Origin of the sequence: Bradyrhizobium sp. 170 (assembly GCF_023101085.1) — a bacterium.
Lineage (GTDB): Bacteria > Pseudomonadota > Alphaproteobacteria > Rhizobiales > Xanthobacteraceae > Bradyrhizobium.
Window position 1 is genome coordinate 8216661 of record NZ_CP064703.1, and the last position, 15171, is coordinate 8231831.

13 protein-coding genes are annotated in these 15171 nt (G+C 62.4%); 6 read left to right on the forward strand and 7 right to left on the reverse strand.

The genetic code is table 11. The annotated features are described in order from the left end of the window. Positions 1-23: 23 nt before the first annotated feature. Genes IVB05_RS38700 through IVB05_RS38715 form a run of 4 tightly spaced genes read left to right on the forward strand, consistent with a single transcriptional unit; the run spans position 24 to position 3859 of the window. Positions 24-983, forward strand: coding sequence for a WecB/TagA/CpsF family glycosyltransferase (locus IVB05_RS38700; protein WP_247781342.1), 960 nt, complete (start codon positions 24-26; stop codon positions 981-983). Then, on the forward strand, positions 980-2257 hold the full coding sequence (locus tag IVB05_RS38705; RefSeq protein WP_247781343.1) for a glycosyltransferase family 4 protein: 1278 nt from the start codon (positions 980-982) through the stop codon (positions 2255-2257). The genes IVB05_RS38700 and IVB05_RS38705 overlap by 4 nt, the downstream gene beginning before the upstream one ends. Next, the gene (locus IVB05_RS38710) at positions 2220-3449 is read left to right on the forward strand and encodes a glycosyltransferase family 4 protein (protein WP_247781344.1); all 1230 of its coding nucleotides are present in this window, start codon (positions 2220-2222) and stop codon (positions 3447-3449) included. Before IVB05_RS38705 ends, IVB05_RS38710 begins: the two co-directional genes overlap by 38 nt. Next, the gene (locus IVB05_RS38715) at positions 3446-3859 is read left to right on the forward strand and encodes a hypothetical protein (protein ID WP_247781345.1); all 414 of its coding nucleotides are present in this window, start codon (positions 3446-3448) and stop codon (positions 3857-3859) included. The genes IVB05_RS38710 and IVB05_RS38715 overlap by 4 nt, the downstream gene beginning before the upstream one ends. 25 nt (positions 3860-3884) lie before the next feature. Here IVB05_RS38715 and IVB05_RS38720 read toward each other — a convergent pair whose 3' ends face one another. After that, entirely contained in the window at positions 3885-4706 is an 822-nt protein-coding gene (locus IVB05_RS38720) for a class I SAM-dependent methyltransferase (RefSeq protein WP_247781346.1), read from the reverse strand. Between the two features lie 555 nt (positions 4707-5261). On the opposite strand from IVB05_RS38720, the gene IVB05_RS38725 reads away from it, so the two are divergent. Further along, a complete protein-coding gene (locus IVB05_RS38725; protein ID WP_247781347.1) occupies positions 5262-5612 on the forward strand; it encodes a hypothetical protein in 351 nt (116 codons plus the stop codon). 18 nt (positions 5613-5630) lie between these two features. Here IVB05_RS38725 and IVB05_RS38730 read toward each other — a convergent pair whose 3' ends face one another. From IVB05_RS38730 to IVB05_RS38755, 6 genes are all read right to left on the reverse strand, one after another. Continuing rightward, complete coding sequence (locus IVB05_RS38730; protein WP_247781348.1) at positions 5631-8771, reverse strand: hypothetical protein; 3141 nt, start codon at positions 8769-8771, stop codon at positions 5631-5633. Between the two features lie 214 nt (positions 8772-8985). Then, a complete protein-coding gene (locus IVB05_RS38735; RefSeq protein WP_247781349.1) occupies positions 8986-9921 on the reverse strand; it encodes a DUF2950 domain-containing protein in 936 nt (311 codons plus the stop codon). A gap of 2 nt (positions 9922-9923) precedes the next feature. Beyond that, complete coding sequence (locus IVB05_RS38740; protein WP_247781350.1) at positions 9924-11513, reverse strand: DUF3300 domain-containing protein; 1590 nt, start codon at positions 11511-11513, stop codon at positions 9924-9926. 123 nt (positions 11514-11636) lie between these two features. Continuing rightward, complete coding sequence (locus IVB05_RS38745) at positions 11637-12962, reverse strand: TAXI family TRAP transporter solute-binding subunit (protein ID WP_247781351.1); 1326 nt, start codon at positions 12960-12962, stop codon at positions 11637-11639. Positions 12963-12987: 25 nt separating this feature from the next. Next, entirely contained in the window at positions 12988-14220 is a 1233-nt protein-coding gene (locus IVB05_RS38750) for an HlyD family secretion protein (RefSeq protein WP_247781352.1), read from the reverse strand. Beyond that, the gene (locus tag IVB05_RS38755) at positions 14213-14662 is read right to left on the reverse strand and encodes a hypothetical protein (RefSeq protein WP_247781353.1); all 450 of its coding nucleotides are present in this window, start codon (positions 14660-14662) and stop codon (positions 14213-14215) included. Before IVB05_RS38755 ends, IVB05_RS38750 begins: the two co-directional genes overlap by 8 nt. 176 nt (positions 14663-14838) lie before the next feature. On the opposite strand from IVB05_RS38755, the gene IVB05_RS38760 reads away from it, so the two are divergent. Next, a complete protein-coding gene (locus IVB05_RS38760; protein ID WP_247781354.1) occupies positions 14839-15060 on the forward strand; it encodes a hypothetical protein in 222 nt (73 codons plus the stop codon). Positions 15061-15171: the final 111 nt, after the last annotated feature.

The window sequence follows — 15171 nt, forward strand, 5'->3', positions numbered from 1 at the left end:
TGTGAATGCTTCGTCGCCACGTGTTGTCGTTCGCGCTGCGACATCGCCATCGTTGCGTCGCATTAGTTCGATTTCGTGACGATGCCGATCAAGATTTTTCGGCTGACAGTTCCCACTGCGAAGCAACGGGCATGTCGATCGTCCAGCGTGAATGCGTCTCTCAATCAAATCATCGTCAGGAGGTCGACATGGCGGAACCGCCAATATCGTTGCAGCCGAGTCTCACGGTCGACGGTATCTCCATCAATGTTCCATCGCTTCCGGAAGCGGTGTCGTCGATCGTGTCGGCCGCGCAACGCGGCGACAACTTCAGCGTCTGTACACTGAATCTCGATCACGTTGTTCAATTGCAGCAACACGCCAACTTTCGCGCCGCCTATCGCCGTGCCCGATTTGTCACAGCCGACGGGTTCCCGATCGTCGTGCTGAGCCGTCTCATGGGAACACGAATCGAGCGGACCACCGGCGCCGATCTCGTCGAACCGGTGTGCGCGGAGGCGCGAAAGAAAGGCCTCTCGGTCTTTTTGTTGGGCTCGAACGATTCCACGCTGAACATGACGGCGCAGCGTTTGTCGGAACGATTCATGGGATTGCAGATCGCGGGATGCCTTGCACCGGGACCGGGGTTCGATCCCTATTCCAGCGAAGCTGATGTGGCGATCGAAACCATTCGTGCCTCGGGCGCCAGGCTCTGCTTCGTCGCGCTGGGCGCACCACGGCAGGAACTGTTCGCGGCGCGATGCCTCGACGAGCTGAACGGCACCGGCGTGTTATGTATCGGGGCCGCGCTCGATTTCATCGCCGGCACGCAGAGCCGCGCGCCATCCATCGCGCGCAGAACCGGGCTGGAATGGGCGTGGCGCATGCTGCGCGAGCCACGGCGGCTCGGTCCCCGCTATGTCAGATGCATGAGCGTGGTTCCGCGTCTCGTTGCACGAACCATTCCGCAAATTGTCCAGGCACGCATGAGGAAAGCTGCATGACTTCAACATTGACCCTGGCGCTGCGGGCGCGAAACACCAGCCGCATCAAGCCGCGCTATCAGATCTGCCTGATCCATCCGTTCGACCCGCGCGGCCAAAAGGTCGGCGGCCTCGAAACCTACATCCGCGACTTCATCACGTTTCATCCTGTTGACACCGACATCCTCTTTATCGGCGTGGACTCGACGGGCGAGCTGGAGCTGGGAAAGCTTCACCGGCTGACATTTCGCGGCCGCGGCTTCGACTTCCTGCCCATCCTGCATTATTCGGACCAGCAGGCGCGCGAAGCGGCCCGCACCATCCGCACGTCGCTGACCGGACAGTTCTTCATGGCGCTGCTGCGCTACTTCGGCCCGATCGCAAGGCTGATCCGCGCCAGGCGATGCTCGGTCGATCTGCGGCGGGTTGAATTCTCGTGGCTGCCGGCGATCCTGCGGCTGCCATTCGTGCAGATGCTTCACGGCGAGGGCGCACCGAAATTGCAGATGGACTCGCTGCTGCGGAAATACGCCTTCGTCCACAACACCGGCGAGCGGTTTGCCGTCGCCATGAGCGAGAAGTTTCTTTGCGTCAATCCGTTCATCACCGAGCGGCTGCAACAGACCTATCCACGCCGCAAGGACAAGATCGACACGCTCTGGACATGGGTCAATACGGATATCTTCAAGCCGCAGCTCTGGCCGTTGGACTCGTCACCGTTCCAGATCGTGTTCGCGGGCCGGCTCGATGAGTTCAAGGATCCGCCGCTGATGTTTCGCACGATCGATCGCCTGCAGCGGCGATTGAATGGCGACGTCAGGTTTCACTACATCGGCACCAGCGACCCGCACCGGTTCGAGGAATTCGCCGCCATTGAGGACATCACCGTGCGCCACGGCTTCAAGGATGCCGCAGGCATGGCAGAGACGCTGGCCGGCGCCCATGCCGGCATCCTGACGTCGGAGTTCGAAGGCATGCCGCGTTGCGTGCTGGAGACCCTGGCGGTCGGCCGTCCCGTCGTCGCCATGCACTTGCCGCAGCTCGAACCCGTGATCCGCCCTGGCATCAGCGGCTATCTGGTGGCGCGGGACGGCAGTCCCGACGACATGGCGGATGCGCTCGTCCAGCGGTTCGTCGATATCAGAACCGCCATCGAGGCGGGCGTGATGAATCCGGTACAGATCGCCGACAGCATCAGGTCGTTCACCCCGAGCACCCAGCTCGCGCGGGTGTTCCGCTATCATCAGGAAATTCAGGATGCGCGGGGACTTGCCGCCGCGGCGCCGACCTATTGAGGGCGCCGGGTTGAACATCCTTCTGTTGACCAGCGAGTTCGCTCCCGCGATGGGAGGCATTGGGACCTACGCCCGCGAAATCGCGGCGGCCGCCAGCCGGCTCGGCGCAAAGGTCACGGTGATGGCGCCCGATTACGCGCGGCAGACGGACGACGACGACCGGTCCCTGCCCTTTGAGGTCGTTCGGTTTCGCGGCGGTCTCCACTCGATGCGCGACATGCCGGCCAAGATCATGCTGGCGCGCCGCGGCGTCCGCGGCGATCGATACGATGTGGTCCATGCCGCCGATTGGCCGTTCTTCATTCCACTCGCGCTTTCCAGATGGCGAACGCCGGCGCGGGTACTGATGACGGTGCATGGCACTGAGATCAACGAAACGCAGACGCGGCTGAAGCGCATGGCTATCCGCGGCGCCGGTGTGTTCGGGCCGCGCACGGAGGTCGTCGCCAACAGCCGCTTCACCGAGACGCTGTTCCGCGAGCGGTTTGCCGTCGATCCCGCCAGGATCAGCGCGATCAATCTGGGCGTATCGGAATTCTGGTTCGGCGCGCAACGGAAACGCCGCGAGGTCCGCCTGGCCTATCGTCTGCCGGAAGACCGGCTGGTGATGATCACGGTCGCGCGGATCACGCGCCGCAAGGGGCATCATCTGGCGCTCGCCGCATTGTCGCGGCTTCCGGACGATCTGCGCCGTCGCATCGCGTGGCTCGTGATCGGACCGGATGGGGAAGCCGATTATGTCGGCGAACTCCGAAAGGCCGCCGGTCAGATGGCCTGCGACATTCGCTTCCTCGGCCCACAGCCGGACGAGGCAATCCGCGATCTCTACGCGGCTTCGGATTTCTTCTGCCTCACCGGACTGCCTGACACGACCGGCCGGGTGGAGGGATTTGGATTGGTCTATCTCGAGGCCGGAGCCGCCGGCCTGCCGAGCGTCGCGACTGAGGTCGGCGGGGTACCTGACGCCGTGCTCGCCGACGAGACCGGAATTCTCGTGCCGCCGTCGGTGGAGTGCATATCGCAGGCGATCGCAGAGCTGGCCTCGGATCGAGGCCTGCGCGCCATTCTCGCAGCCGGCGCCTCCGCCCATGCCCGCGCCCTTTCATGGGAACGCTGCGCGGCGACGACCTATGGCCTGGCCTATGCCGGCAAGCGGACATCCGCGGCCCGCGCTATCGGAACAGTGGCATGAGGCTGTTGATCGCGACCGCGATGCTGCTGGTGCTCGCGACCGGTGCGGCGCGGGCGGATAGCGAGAACTGCCGCAAGAGCCGCGAGTATCTGCTGGGCACGCCCGGCGGCGACCTCGCCCAGACGCCGCAGGCCTACAACGACCTGTTCAAGGTCTGCATCGCGACATCATCCATGCCCAACGTGAAGGATGCGTACATGCTGAGAGATGGCGGGATCGCCGTCGTCCCCAAGCAGGACAGCGTGCCGGCAACGGCCGCCACGCTTGCGCAGTTCTGCGACGCCCATCCGCACGGCGTGCTGCGCTTCATCACCCGCAAGGAGAAGCTTGTCATTCGCTCCGTCACCGACGTCGCGCGGATGTCGTCGACCGCGTCGACGCCATGCAAGAAGATCAAGGGCCTTTCTTGAGGCCCGCACGCCGCTTGTCGAAACCTCACTTTTGCCGATTGTAGTATTCCGGCATGGCGTGCGGATCCATCGCCTGTTCGGCCCTGCGGCCGAGAAAGAAGAAGCCGCTGGCGGCGTCTGCTGCGGCCCGGCCGCGGCCGAACGCATCGAGATACCTGATCCAGAAGAACGGCAGCACGATCAGGCGTGACAGCTTGTTGCCCGCGCCGAGCGCGCGCGAGAAATAGCGGATCGACCATGCCAGCGCCACGCCGGCGCCGCCGACCGGCCCGGCGCTGATCTCGGAAAATCGCCTGAACAACCAGCGGTGACCGCTCTGCGTGAAACGCGAGAAATCGTAGGCCCGCTCATGCACCTGCTGCATGAACGGCGTCTCGGCATAGACCAGGCCTTCCAGCCGAAGCACGCGATGCAGTTCGGCAACGACGGTTGCGGGCTCCAGCACGTGTTCCAGCACCGCCTGCACCCAGACACCGTCGAACACGCCGTCGTCGAACGGCAGTCTGTGGGCGTCGGCCACCAGTACGGTGTGCGGCGAGGCATAGACATCGGTGCCGACGAGTTCGATGGAATCATCCCGATAAAGTTCGTCGGCGCCCAAACCGATCGTCCCGCCGCCGACCACCAGCACCACAGGCCGCCGCGACTCCCGCTTCAACAAATCGATGAACTTCGTGCTGTTGGAAACCGCCACCGGGTTGCCCCCGAAGGTAAGACGATGCAGCCGCGAACCGATGGAACGGCGGCTGACGTCCCGCTGCAGCACCGAGCCATTCTCGGCATCGTACATTCGGCGCTCAAAAATGCTGGCTGCAAAATCGATCAGCACCGGTTGCGCGCCGACCATGGGAAACCCGGCCTTGCTATAATCGCAGGCCCGGTTCGAACAGGACGGCTGTGACCACGCGTTCCGCAGCGCCGACGAACAGCGAGGGCAGCGAAGACGCTTTTTCCAGTGCGTGGGTTCCGTATTCGCTACCGAGCGGTCGACGGCAGAAAGCTGCAAAGAAGGCCTCGTATGTCATTTCTTCTGCCCTGCCCGCACCTGGTTCGCGATCGATGCTATTTCGAATGCACAGACAGCGCAACAATGCGGGGACCGGGAACAATTCGGATGGTCGCAATCTGGATGTCGCAGGAAGCCGCAGCACGGGGTTACCGGGAGGGCATGCTGGAAGGCAACGCACGAACCCGCCCTGTTGTTTCGGACAAAATTTCAGGATTTGTCGAAACGCTTTCCAACCGGGCCTGCCTTGCGCCACCGACCGGGCGAAATCGGCCTCAGCCGGAGTAACCCGGCATTCACGACACGACCGATTGGGGGTTTGACAATTTCCGCCCCTGGGCAAATCCTGATCTGTCGGCCCGGCTTGCCACTTGAGCGATCGAGGAGTTGTTTGGCGTGTCAGCCCGCGAACCATCGCAGCGACCGGACGGATCCGGTTCGCGTCAGGTTTTTGTCCTCGACATCGACCGGAAGCCGACGCTCGCCTTTGAAGCAGACGACCTTGCTGCCGCGCAGGAAATCTGTCGCGACGCCGATCTGCAGGCCGATCTGACCGCGTTCACATCGGACGGCGTCCCGGTCTGCGGACCAAATTCAGCGCTCAGCCTGCGGGCGGCAGCACAAGAGGAGATCGCGGCGTTCCGGCATGCGGTCGAACGGGCTCCGGCGTCCGACCAGCCCACCATGACGTTCCTGATCAAGATCGACGGTGTCATGGTCGTAACCGTCGGTCCCGAACGGGGCTGAACCGACGCGCCCACGTTATCAGATGAAGAGCAGGTTATCCGCCGTCAGGGACGTCACGCCGATGAGCGTGATGGATGCATCATGACCGAGATCGATGACCGTGTCGTGTCCGACGACGTGAACGGAAAGATGCGCGATGTCGGCGGCGATCGTCGATTCGATCTGGATGACGTCGTGACCTGGCGAATCCCCGGCCTTGAAATCGTGGATCACGTCGTGTCCGGCCGCCTCCTTGAAGACAAACGTATCGCCGCCCGCGCTGTTCATGATGTCGCTTGCGGCCGTTGAGGTCAGCGTGACGCCGGACGCATGGGCCGTCATGGTATGCGAGCCGTCTTGGTTGTCGAAGGTGGTCGCAAGCCTGTGCCCTGCCGCATCGAAAACATCGTGGCGTGCCGAATAGGCCTGGCCCGCGATGCCAAAAGTATCGACGTCCCGGCTGCCGTCGGCATGCCGCGTCGTTTGCGAGATCAGGGCGCCATCTGGCGCGTAGTTGGATTGAAGATAGGACCCGTTGCCTTGTGTCACCGTCTCCTGCACGAGGTGACCGGCCTGGTCATCCTTGTCGAGCGTCCTGGTCCCGTCGGCGTCGACGGTCTGCTTCAGCGCCAACGTTCCGTCGGAATGAAAACGTTCGATCAGCACGCTATGTCCGGCGGAATCGTTGACCACATGCTGCGAAGAATAGTCTTTGCCGACGATGCCGTAGCTGTAGATGTCGCGGGACCCGTCGGCGTGCCGCGTTGTTTCGCCGATCAAGGCGCCATCCGCCGCGTAACTGGACTGGACGTAGGAGCCATCCATCTGCGTGACCGTCTGCTGGGCGATGTGCCCGGATTGGTCATATTGAACGAGTGTGCGGACGCCGCTGGCGTCGACCGTTTGCTTCAGGGCCAGCGTGCCGTCGGCATGGAACTGCTCGATCAGCACACTGTGGCCGGAGGGATCGCTGATCACGTGCTGTGAAGCGTACGCCTTGCCGGCGATGCCATAGCTATAGACGTCGCGCGAGCCGTCGGCATGCCGGATCGTTTCGCCGGTCTGCGATCCCGATGCATCGTAGGTGAACTGATCGAAGGAACCGTCGGCAAAACGCCTCAGGAAATTGCGGAGGTGACCCTCTGTGTCATAGGTGGCGCTGTCGACCGAGCTATCGCCACTGACGATTTGCCGAAAGGCAAGATCGCCGTCGGAAAAGAAGCGCTCGACAAGAACCGTATGGCCGTTCGCGCCGATGACGTCATGCTCGGACGCATAATCCTTGCCGGTGATCCCCGACATATAGACGTCGCGCGAACCGTCGGCATGGCGAACCGTCTGGCTGGTGATGTTTCCGGCGCCGTCGGTCGCCAGCACCTGAAGCGCATCACTGGAATGGCCCGACAGACTCGCCAGCAGATTTCCGGTTTCGACGGTGCCGTCGGCGAACTCCAGAAATTCGACGTTCACGAGATGGTCGCTGCCGTCGCGGTCGGCAATCCGGTCGCGCACCACGAGCTGGCCGCCGACGATGGTGATGTCGTAGTCACGGGCGCTGCCGGCGAATACCGCCGTATCGCTTCCATCTCCACCGTCGATGTCGTCAGTGCCAGTGGCACCTGCGATGAGATCGTCGCCGGCGCCGCCATTGATCACGTCGTTGTCCGTCGATGCGCCAAGGAACCAGTCCTGGTGACTGGACGCGTCGACATGGATGTTGCGGACGTAAAGGTCGAACGAGCCGGGCGAACTCGCATTGGTGGCGTCGGCGGGGGTGACGGCAACGCCGTTGATCAGAAAATCCTTGATGTGCAGCGCGCGTCCCGGCGTGGCATTCGCCAGCGAGATATCGATGCTGCTGATCGCGCCGGGGTTCTCGAAGCTCACGGTAAAAGTCTGGTAACCCGCAGGGTCCACCGCCGGCTTGAATTCCAGCAATCCGGATACCGGCTTGCCGTTGACCAGGATCTGGGCCTGGGCGCCGACACCCTCGACCACCGAGCCGTAGCCCACCAGGGTAACGGTGGTGACGGCCAATCTACCGGGCCCGCCGGGCCCACCGACAATGACGTCATCCCCGGCTCCGCCGCGAATGACGTCATCGCCCAGGCCGGCGTTGATCACGTCGTTACCGCGGCCGAGATCGATGATGTCGGCAACCGCCGATCCCGGCGCAGTGAGGCCAGGCACGGCCCCGTCGCCGTGAAAATACTGCGAGACGATGGCTTCGGCCGGCTTTCCCATGACGGAATAGCCGGTGCTCGAATATTGGTTGTTGAGATCCCATTGCCAGAGTTCGGCCCCCTTGAACCAACTGCCGCCATGGGTGGACCAGACCTGGAAGAAGGCGTTGTAGGCGTCCGCCTGCTCCATCACGTCAGGCGTGCCGTTGCTGGTCCATGATCCCGGCGCGATGGCGGTGCCGTCGATACTGCGATAGCCGACCTCCGTCATGAGCAGCGGCTTGTCGTATGTCGTCGCAAGCGAATGGAGAAAGTCGACCGGCGACTTGTAGTCGAAGGCGGCAGCGTAATAAGGATTGACCGGAACGGAGGTCCACGCGTCGACCAGCTCCTGCACGGTCGGCGCGTGGCTGGCCGTCAACGGCGGATAGGTATTGACGCCGATCGTGTCGAGCTGATCCCAAAAACTAACATGGGAAGCCTCGTCGGTCGCGGCCGCATAGGTCAGTTCGCCGTGATAGACGTCGCGGACCGCCGCAATAAGATCGGTCCAGTAGCCGCGATATTGCTGGCCGGACAGGCTGCTCATCTCGTTACCGATGGCGAACATCTCGACGCCGCCGGCCTGCGCGATGGTGGCGAGATGGACGATCTCGGCCTTGTAGGACGCGAAGAAGCCCGCCACATCCGCCGGCGCCAGGCTGGATACCCTGGTTCCATTCAACGTCGAAAGCGCCGCCTTGAAGAGTACCGACAGGCCGGCGTCATGCGCGGCCTGGAAGCTGGTCAGCAGGCTGGCGTCGCTTTCGGTCTTGGCCGGATCGGCAAAGACCGAATTGGCGGTTCCTGTTTGCGTCCAGATCCGCGCCGTGAGCTCGATCGAGTTCGATCCGAGCGACGCAATCTTTTGAAATGCCTGCTTGGCCGAGGCGCTCGAGAACTGCCCGTTCCATTCGGACAACGCGCCAAAACCCTGAATGTCGAAGATACCTGCCATCACCGCACTCCGTCTTTGTGCGACGGATAGCGCGAGGGATTAACGTTCAGCTTAAGATCGCTGCGGGTTTGTACGTGGTGGCCGACGATTTTTTTCAGCGCGGATTCTCGCGCTGAAGAATCGCCTCGCCGGTTCCAGCACGGGAACCTTGTCGTTCAATCGCGAAACGCAAGAAATCGATCTCGTGGATCAGGTTGATCGGAATCGGAATGCGTCAAGGACGGGATGCTTCGACTTTCTTCCAGGTCTGGTCGGGATCGAACCACGTCATACGCTCGGCCAGCGACATCGTGTAGTCACCCAGATCCTTCTGGTAGACGGTGCCGGAATGATTCACGAGGAAGGTCATCACGCCTGAATTGCCATACTCCGCGGGATAGGCGAGCAGCGCAAATCCTCCGATCATCTTTCCCTTGACGACGTAGTTGAGCACTCCGCCGGGAGCGTTCGGTCCTTGCCGCGTCAGAATGCGATAGTAGTAGCCGTGGTACGGCGTACGTCCTGTCCCGGCCTTGTATCCTTCCGCGGAGGCCTGCGCGACGAACTCGCCAAGTGGGCTCGCATCACCATCCGACGCCGGCCAATAGAGGCCGTCCTTCTTGCCGGAGGAACTGACAATGCGCCGCGCATAGACGCCGGGCCCGGCACCGGTGCGGTCTTTTTCCGCATATTCGTTCTGCGCATCGACATAGGCCAGGCAGGTCTGAATCGCGTCGAGTTCGTTGCGTCCGATGCGCCGGTACAGGACTTCAAGCCGGCCGGCGGCTGTATCGAACTTCCAGCTGGATTCCTGACGGATGAGCGGAATCGGGAGCGGGAAGTCGTCGGCTCCCACGACCAGAAACGCCTTGTCGCCTTCGACGGTCACATTGTGCTTGGCATCGAAGGCTCCCACGAACCGTTCCCGCGCTTCGCGGTCCGCGACTTCATCGCCGGAGAACACGATCTCCACGCCATCGCGGCCGAGCACCTTGAGGATATCTCTCGGCGCACCAGATCTGATGGCGACGGCGAGCGCTGTGGCGGCCTCCTCCGGTGTCTTGAAGACTTGCTGAGCATTGGCGAAAGATAATCCAAGCAACAGAATGGCTGCCGCCGAGAGCGCGACGGCGTGTTTCCGACAGCTTTGCGTCAACCGAAGCCTGGTCATCGTCACATCCTCGCGCGTAAGGGGATCTGCGCGCCGGCTGCGAGCCAATCCTTGTAGGTGAGGAACTTGAGCCCGAGCCTGTCGTAGTGAACCCGCAGATAACCATCGCCGCCGCGCGTCACTGCACCTGGCATGACCGCCTGCACTTCCTGCGCCATGACCCCGACATGGGCCTTGTCGCTGCCGAGATAGCTGAAGCGGTAATAGCCGAGGCCGTTGTCCAGATGTCCGAGCAGGACGACGTCGTGCTTCAGCGCAATATCGGAACGCCGGCCGCCACCGCCGCCGCGACCTCCACCGCCGCCAAACCCTCCGCCGCCGCGTCCACCGCCGGCAAACGCTGCACCGCCGCCTCCACCGCGGAAGCCGCCGCCAGCCATGCTTGCGCGTGACACGCCGGCACTGGCAAAACTTGCCTGGCCACGGGCGGAATGAGCATTGACTGCCCTGCCCGACGACACGTTCCTGATCGCCGTATCGCGCCCGCCCTTGTTGCCCGCGCCACTGGAACGGCTGCGGTCGGCTGTCGTGGCGCGATCGCCGCCTTTCGCACCACCACCACCTGCCTTGGCGCGGTCGCCTCCTTTGGCGCGGTCACCGGCCCCCGGCCGATCGGCGCCTGCGCGATCGCCGGCACGATCACCCGCGCCGGCGCGGTCCTTTCCCGTGTCGAGCACCTTCTGGCCGTCGCGGCCGCGATAATCCATCCGGTCGGCAGCGCCGGCCCGCAGGTTGTTGTTGCCGAATTTCTGCGCAACGCCGGCGTTGTTGTATCGGACCCCCTGGCGGTGCGCCGGATTGTGCTGCCAGGTGTTCCCGATGTTGGTCGTCCTGTTGTAGTGATTGACGTAGAGGTTGCGGTTACCCCAGTTGAAGCCGCCGCCCCAGTAATTGCCCCAGCGCCCGATCGCCCAGCCGGCGCCGAATGCCAGGCCCGCGGCAATCACGCCGGCACCGATGTAGGATGGATAGCCGAAATAATACGGCGGATATTCCGCATAGGGCCAGTCACCATAGACCGTCGCCGGATCGTAGTAGGGAACGTAGACCGTATCGGACTGTGCCTGCTCGATGACGATCACCTCCTTGTTCTCCTGTTGCTGAACGCTGACGTTCTGCTGCTTGTTGGTGACGAGCTTGTTGCGCGCCTGCGCCTTTGCGCGCAGCCGCTGTACCGCGTCCATCACGTCGGGCTGCTGCGCCAACACGGCATCGCCAAGATTCTTGGTCCAGTCGATCTTGTCGCTCATCGTCGCGAGGACATCGGGTGTAGCGGCCAGCGCCTTGACGCTGTCGTCCCATGCCTGCTTGTCGACCGCGGCCTTGAGCGCATCGCCTTTCAGATTCTTGTTGGTTTTTACCCAGCGGTCGGCCTGCACCGCCTCCAGGGGATAGGTCGAAGCCGCCAGCACATTGGCGAGCAGTTCATCGGGGTAAAGCGCGATCGGCGCGACCAGCGCATCGAGTTGTTCGGGTTTCAGTAAGGTCTGCTCAGGCTCCGGCGGTTTGCCATCGGTCGCCTGCGCCGCCGCAAGGCCCGGCGACGCTATCATGATGGCGAGTGCCAGCAGCAAGTTCCTGCAACGCAACATGGCCTTCTCCATTGCCAAACGAGACAAGCCAATCGCCGAAACGGCAGCGGACCCTTGATCAAGATCAAAGGTCCAACTTCGACGCGAACTGTGCGAACAGGTTCGGGCCGCCTGTACTTGTGATCAAGCCATCGCCTTGTCGCCGGGCCGTGCAGCCAGCAACGTTCGTCGGTCATGGACGAGGTTCTGAAGGCGATGCGCAGCCACGTTAAGAGTGGTAACATCAAGCGCGTTTTCGTCCCCTTCCGCTGCCTTCACGCGCTGCATCTGAAGGACTTTGTCGATCTCACGCTCGATTTCCGACAGCTCCGGCTCGCCCTCTGCCGATCTTATGCGGCGACCGAGGGCGTAGAGTGAATCCAGCGCATGTTCGCTCTTGCGGGGTTCGCCGTCGCGAAGAAATTTCCACGCCGCCGCCGCCACCGAGATCAGTGCGCCGAATATCATCGGGGCCAGAAAGATGGCGTTTCCCCATTGGTCCAGAAAACTTTCCTGCGTGCCGTTGTAGAAGGCGGCAGCACCGGGATGGACCGGCAGATAAGCATCGGAATCGGTGCTGGGCGCGGTGATCTGCGCCAGCATTGGCAATTCGCCGAGCAGGTCTCTGCGCGCCTTCATCAACGCTTCCGCCAATGCGCCGGCCTGATCGTTGTCGAGTTGCTTGCTGGCAACCACGTAGAACGAAACTCTGAGCGTGGTTAGATCGTCGCCGGGAACTGGAGGCGAACCGCGCAGCGTTCCTTTCGGGATATCGAAGCTTTCGTAGGCGCGCTGTTTCTCGGCAATGGCGCCGGCCGCATCGACAGGAATAAGGACCGGCGCGGCCTTCGGGTTCTGCAGAAAGAAGCCACGCAGCAGTGCCAGATATTTCTCAGCCAGGGGAACGACGATCAGAAGTGCGCGCACCTCTTTGGCTTCGAGCGCGCGCCGCGTCTCCGCGGGCGTGAGGTTGCGGAACGATACATTGGCACGGCCGAGATCGTACTCCTCCGTCAGGGCGCTGACGACCTTCCGGTTCATTTCACCGCCAACCACGCCGACGGTGACGCGTTTCAAGCCGGCGATGTATGTTATTTGGGATCCCGGGGGTGCAACCAGCAGTACGACGGCGCGTGCGAGGACAATAATGGCCTGCGCCTGCGACAGGTCACCGACATCGCCGCGCACGACGGCAAGATCGGTCTTGTTCGACGAAAACATGTCGGCCGCCTCAAGCGCGCTTGTCGTCTCCACCAGTTTGAGACGTACCGGGGCATTCGCGGCAGCGAGCCGGCTTGCCAGCGCCGACATTAGTTTCGTGGCCTCGCCGTCGAGCGATCCGACCGCAATGGTCAATGTCGTCGGCCGTGAATACCAGCGATAGCCGAACAGACCTGCTCCCGTCACCAGGACGACGACGCCTGCGACAAGGACCATCCGAAGCCATGACGGCATTCTGATCGAATCCATACGGCCTCACTGTTCACGGCCTCTATCAATGCCCGCTCAGCACCAGCGTCTTGATCGGCAGCAGCAGAGCCTGGATTCGCAGTAACAGCGCGTGAACGAGGCCAACCGCATCGACCGCGTGCAAGCCGAAACTCTTAGCCGTGCTCAGCTTGCCGGACGAGATCAGCTCGTGATTGCTGGTGTAGGCGTTGACGATGCAACTGCTTCCCGCCGTCACGCCCTCGAGCCCGCCCTTGTAGAGCGGCTCCAGGAACACGAGAATCGTGCCCGGTCTTGCGATATTCTGCGCTTCAATGAGCTGCTCTCCGCCACGGAACTGACCCGCTGCGATATAATCCTGAACGCCGGTGACGACCATCGGGATAATGGTCCATGGCTTGGAGATGCACGCCGCCTCGGCCACCATGCCGACCTTCATGACCTGGGCTTCGATCTGTCCGAAGCCCGCCTGCAGCGAACGCTGCCCTGCTCCCTCCGGAATCAGGATTCCGGCTGGCCGCATCAACGGATTGACGATGTCACCGACGCGAAGGAAGAACTGCTCCACGCGCCCCGCCACGCCGGCCCGGACGAAGGTCTTGTCATAATCGACCTGCGCCTGCGCCAATGCGGCTTCCGCACTTTCCCTCTCGGCCGGCAGAAGGGTCGAGACGCGCAACTCGGCGGATTGTTTTGAGGCGTTAGCCGCATCGAGCGATCCCTTGCGCCCATCGACCATGACCTGCAGCTTTTCGATGTCCCGCTGCGGTACGATCCCCGGGTTGCGCCGTTGCAGTTCGCTCTTCACATCCAATTCATCCTGAGCCTGCTGAACGGCGCTCTTCGCCTCCTGAATCTGGCCTTCCGTTTTCAGCACGTCCGCTTTTGCAGCGATCAGCGAAGCGTCGACTTCGGCGATTTTCCGCCGGGCCGTCTCCAGCGCAGCCTCCTGCTTCGAGTTGTCCAGCCTGAAAATCACAGCGTCCTTGGCGACGGGGGCGCTGTAATCGTGAAGGACCTCGGCGACACGTCCGTTGGTTTCGGGGAGGATTGGTACCGTCCTGAAGAACAGGGTCGCGTTGCTGGTCGACGGGTGGAAATAGAAAATCAGGGTAATGAGTGAAACCGTGAGCATCAGGCAGGCGACGATGCCGTATCTCAGTTCGAACCAGACCGAAAAGAAGGTAATTTCCTTGCCGATACGCTTGCCCTGGATATAGCGGCGGTACAGGTAATCCGGCAGGATCGTGAGCATGGAGCAGATGATCAGCTCAAGCATGACCGTGCACCTCCCGCTTTGACGCGCGCGGCTTCGGCTCTTCCGTCACCGCGAGGGCTGGAGCGTTGCCCGCCTCGCCAGCGACAACATCGTCCGGCGAAGTGCCCGCGATCTTCTCGACCGAGCCTGCGATGCTGCGCAATGGCGTGCTGAAGTCCGGAAGGTCGATCATCGCAAGCAACAGCGCTCCGATCCAGAACAGGTGGATATGGGTGAACAGCGCCAGGAGCCCCAGCACAGCGACGATCTCGAACTGCAATTTCTGCGACTTGTGAGCCATCCGCTCGGGTAACGAGTGCAGTTTCAGATACAAGTTGCCGACCGCCAGGACGCCGACAATCAGGAAGACACCCATCACGACCATCCAGACGTCCGTCTCGCCAGGCGCCGTGATGAAACCGGGCAAATGGTGCGGAGCCAGTGGATGAAGCTGATCGCTCAAATGTTCCTCCACGTCTTAAGCCAACATAGGTCCCAGAACCCGGCGCCCCTATAATCCCACCAACACTGATCGGCAGCCGCGCCCGACCCTTGATATGAATCAACCCGCCCCGGTGCCCGGCCCTGCGCGTCGACGGCAACAATGATCAGATCGGACAACGGTGGTAGCTGATCGCCATGTCCTCGATGCCCGGAAATATCCGCGATATCCTGTTCGGCTCGAGCATCTTGAGGCTGAACTGGACGTTGGAAAGCAATGATGTCGGTCGCGCAGCCTGCGATGATGTTAACGGTGTCCCCGTCCTCCTTCCTGCTCTTGATCTTGCCGCCGGCAAATTTGCCCCTGAGACGATCGGCTTCCACGATGAAGCCGCCTCCGTGCTGATCCGACAGCGGTAAACTCAATCTGCTTTGCGCGCCCCCTCCTGACGAACACGTTGGAGCATTCGTCCGCACTGCTGGCCCACGCCCCGGAGAGATCGACGGCGCCCACCGGCCTCGGACCATGCA

Bases quoted from the DNA above. Each gene is read 5' to 3' on its own strand.
- IVB05_RS38705 (WP_247781343.1), top strand. From the start codon at position 980: ATGACTTCAACATTGACCCTGGCGCTGCGGGCGCGAAACACCAGCCGC.
- IVB05_RS38710 (WP_247781344.1), top strand. From the start codon at position 2,220: ATGCGCGGGGACTTGCCGCCGCGGCGCCGACCTATTGAGGGCGCCGGG.
- IVB05_RS38715 (WP_247781345.1), top strand. From the start codon at position 3,446: ATGAGGCTGTTGATCGCGACCGCGATGCTGCTGGTGCTCGCGACCGGT.
- IVB05_RS38720 (WP_247781346.1), bottom strand. From the start codon at position 4,706: ATGGTCGGCGCGCAACCGGTGCTGATCGATTTTGCAGCCAGCATTTTT.
- IVB05_RS38730 (WP_247781348.1), bottom strand. From the start codon at position 8,771: ATGGCAGGTATCTTCGACATTCAGGGTTTTGGCGCGTTGTCCGAATGG.
- IVB05_RS38735 (WP_247781349.1), bottom strand. From the start codon at position 9,921: ATGACCAGGCTTCGGTTGACGCAAAGCTGTCGGAAACACGCCGTCGCG.
- IVB05_RS38740 (WP_247781350.1), bottom strand. From the start codon at position 11,513: ATGTTGCGTTGCAGGAACTTGCTGCTGGCACTCGCCATCATGATAGCG.
- IVB05_RS38745 (WP_247781351.1), bottom strand. From the start codon at position 12,962: ATGGATTCGATCAGAATGCCGTCATGGCTTCGGATGGTCCTTGTCGCA.
- IVB05_RS38750 (WP_247781352.1), bottom strand. From the start codon at position 14,220: ATGCTTGAGCTGATCATCTGCTCCATGCTCACGATCCTGCCGGATTAC.
- IVB05_RS38760 (WP_247781354.1), top strand. From the start codon at position 14,839: ATGTCCTCGATGCCCGGAAATATCCGCGATATCCTGTTCGGCTCGAGC.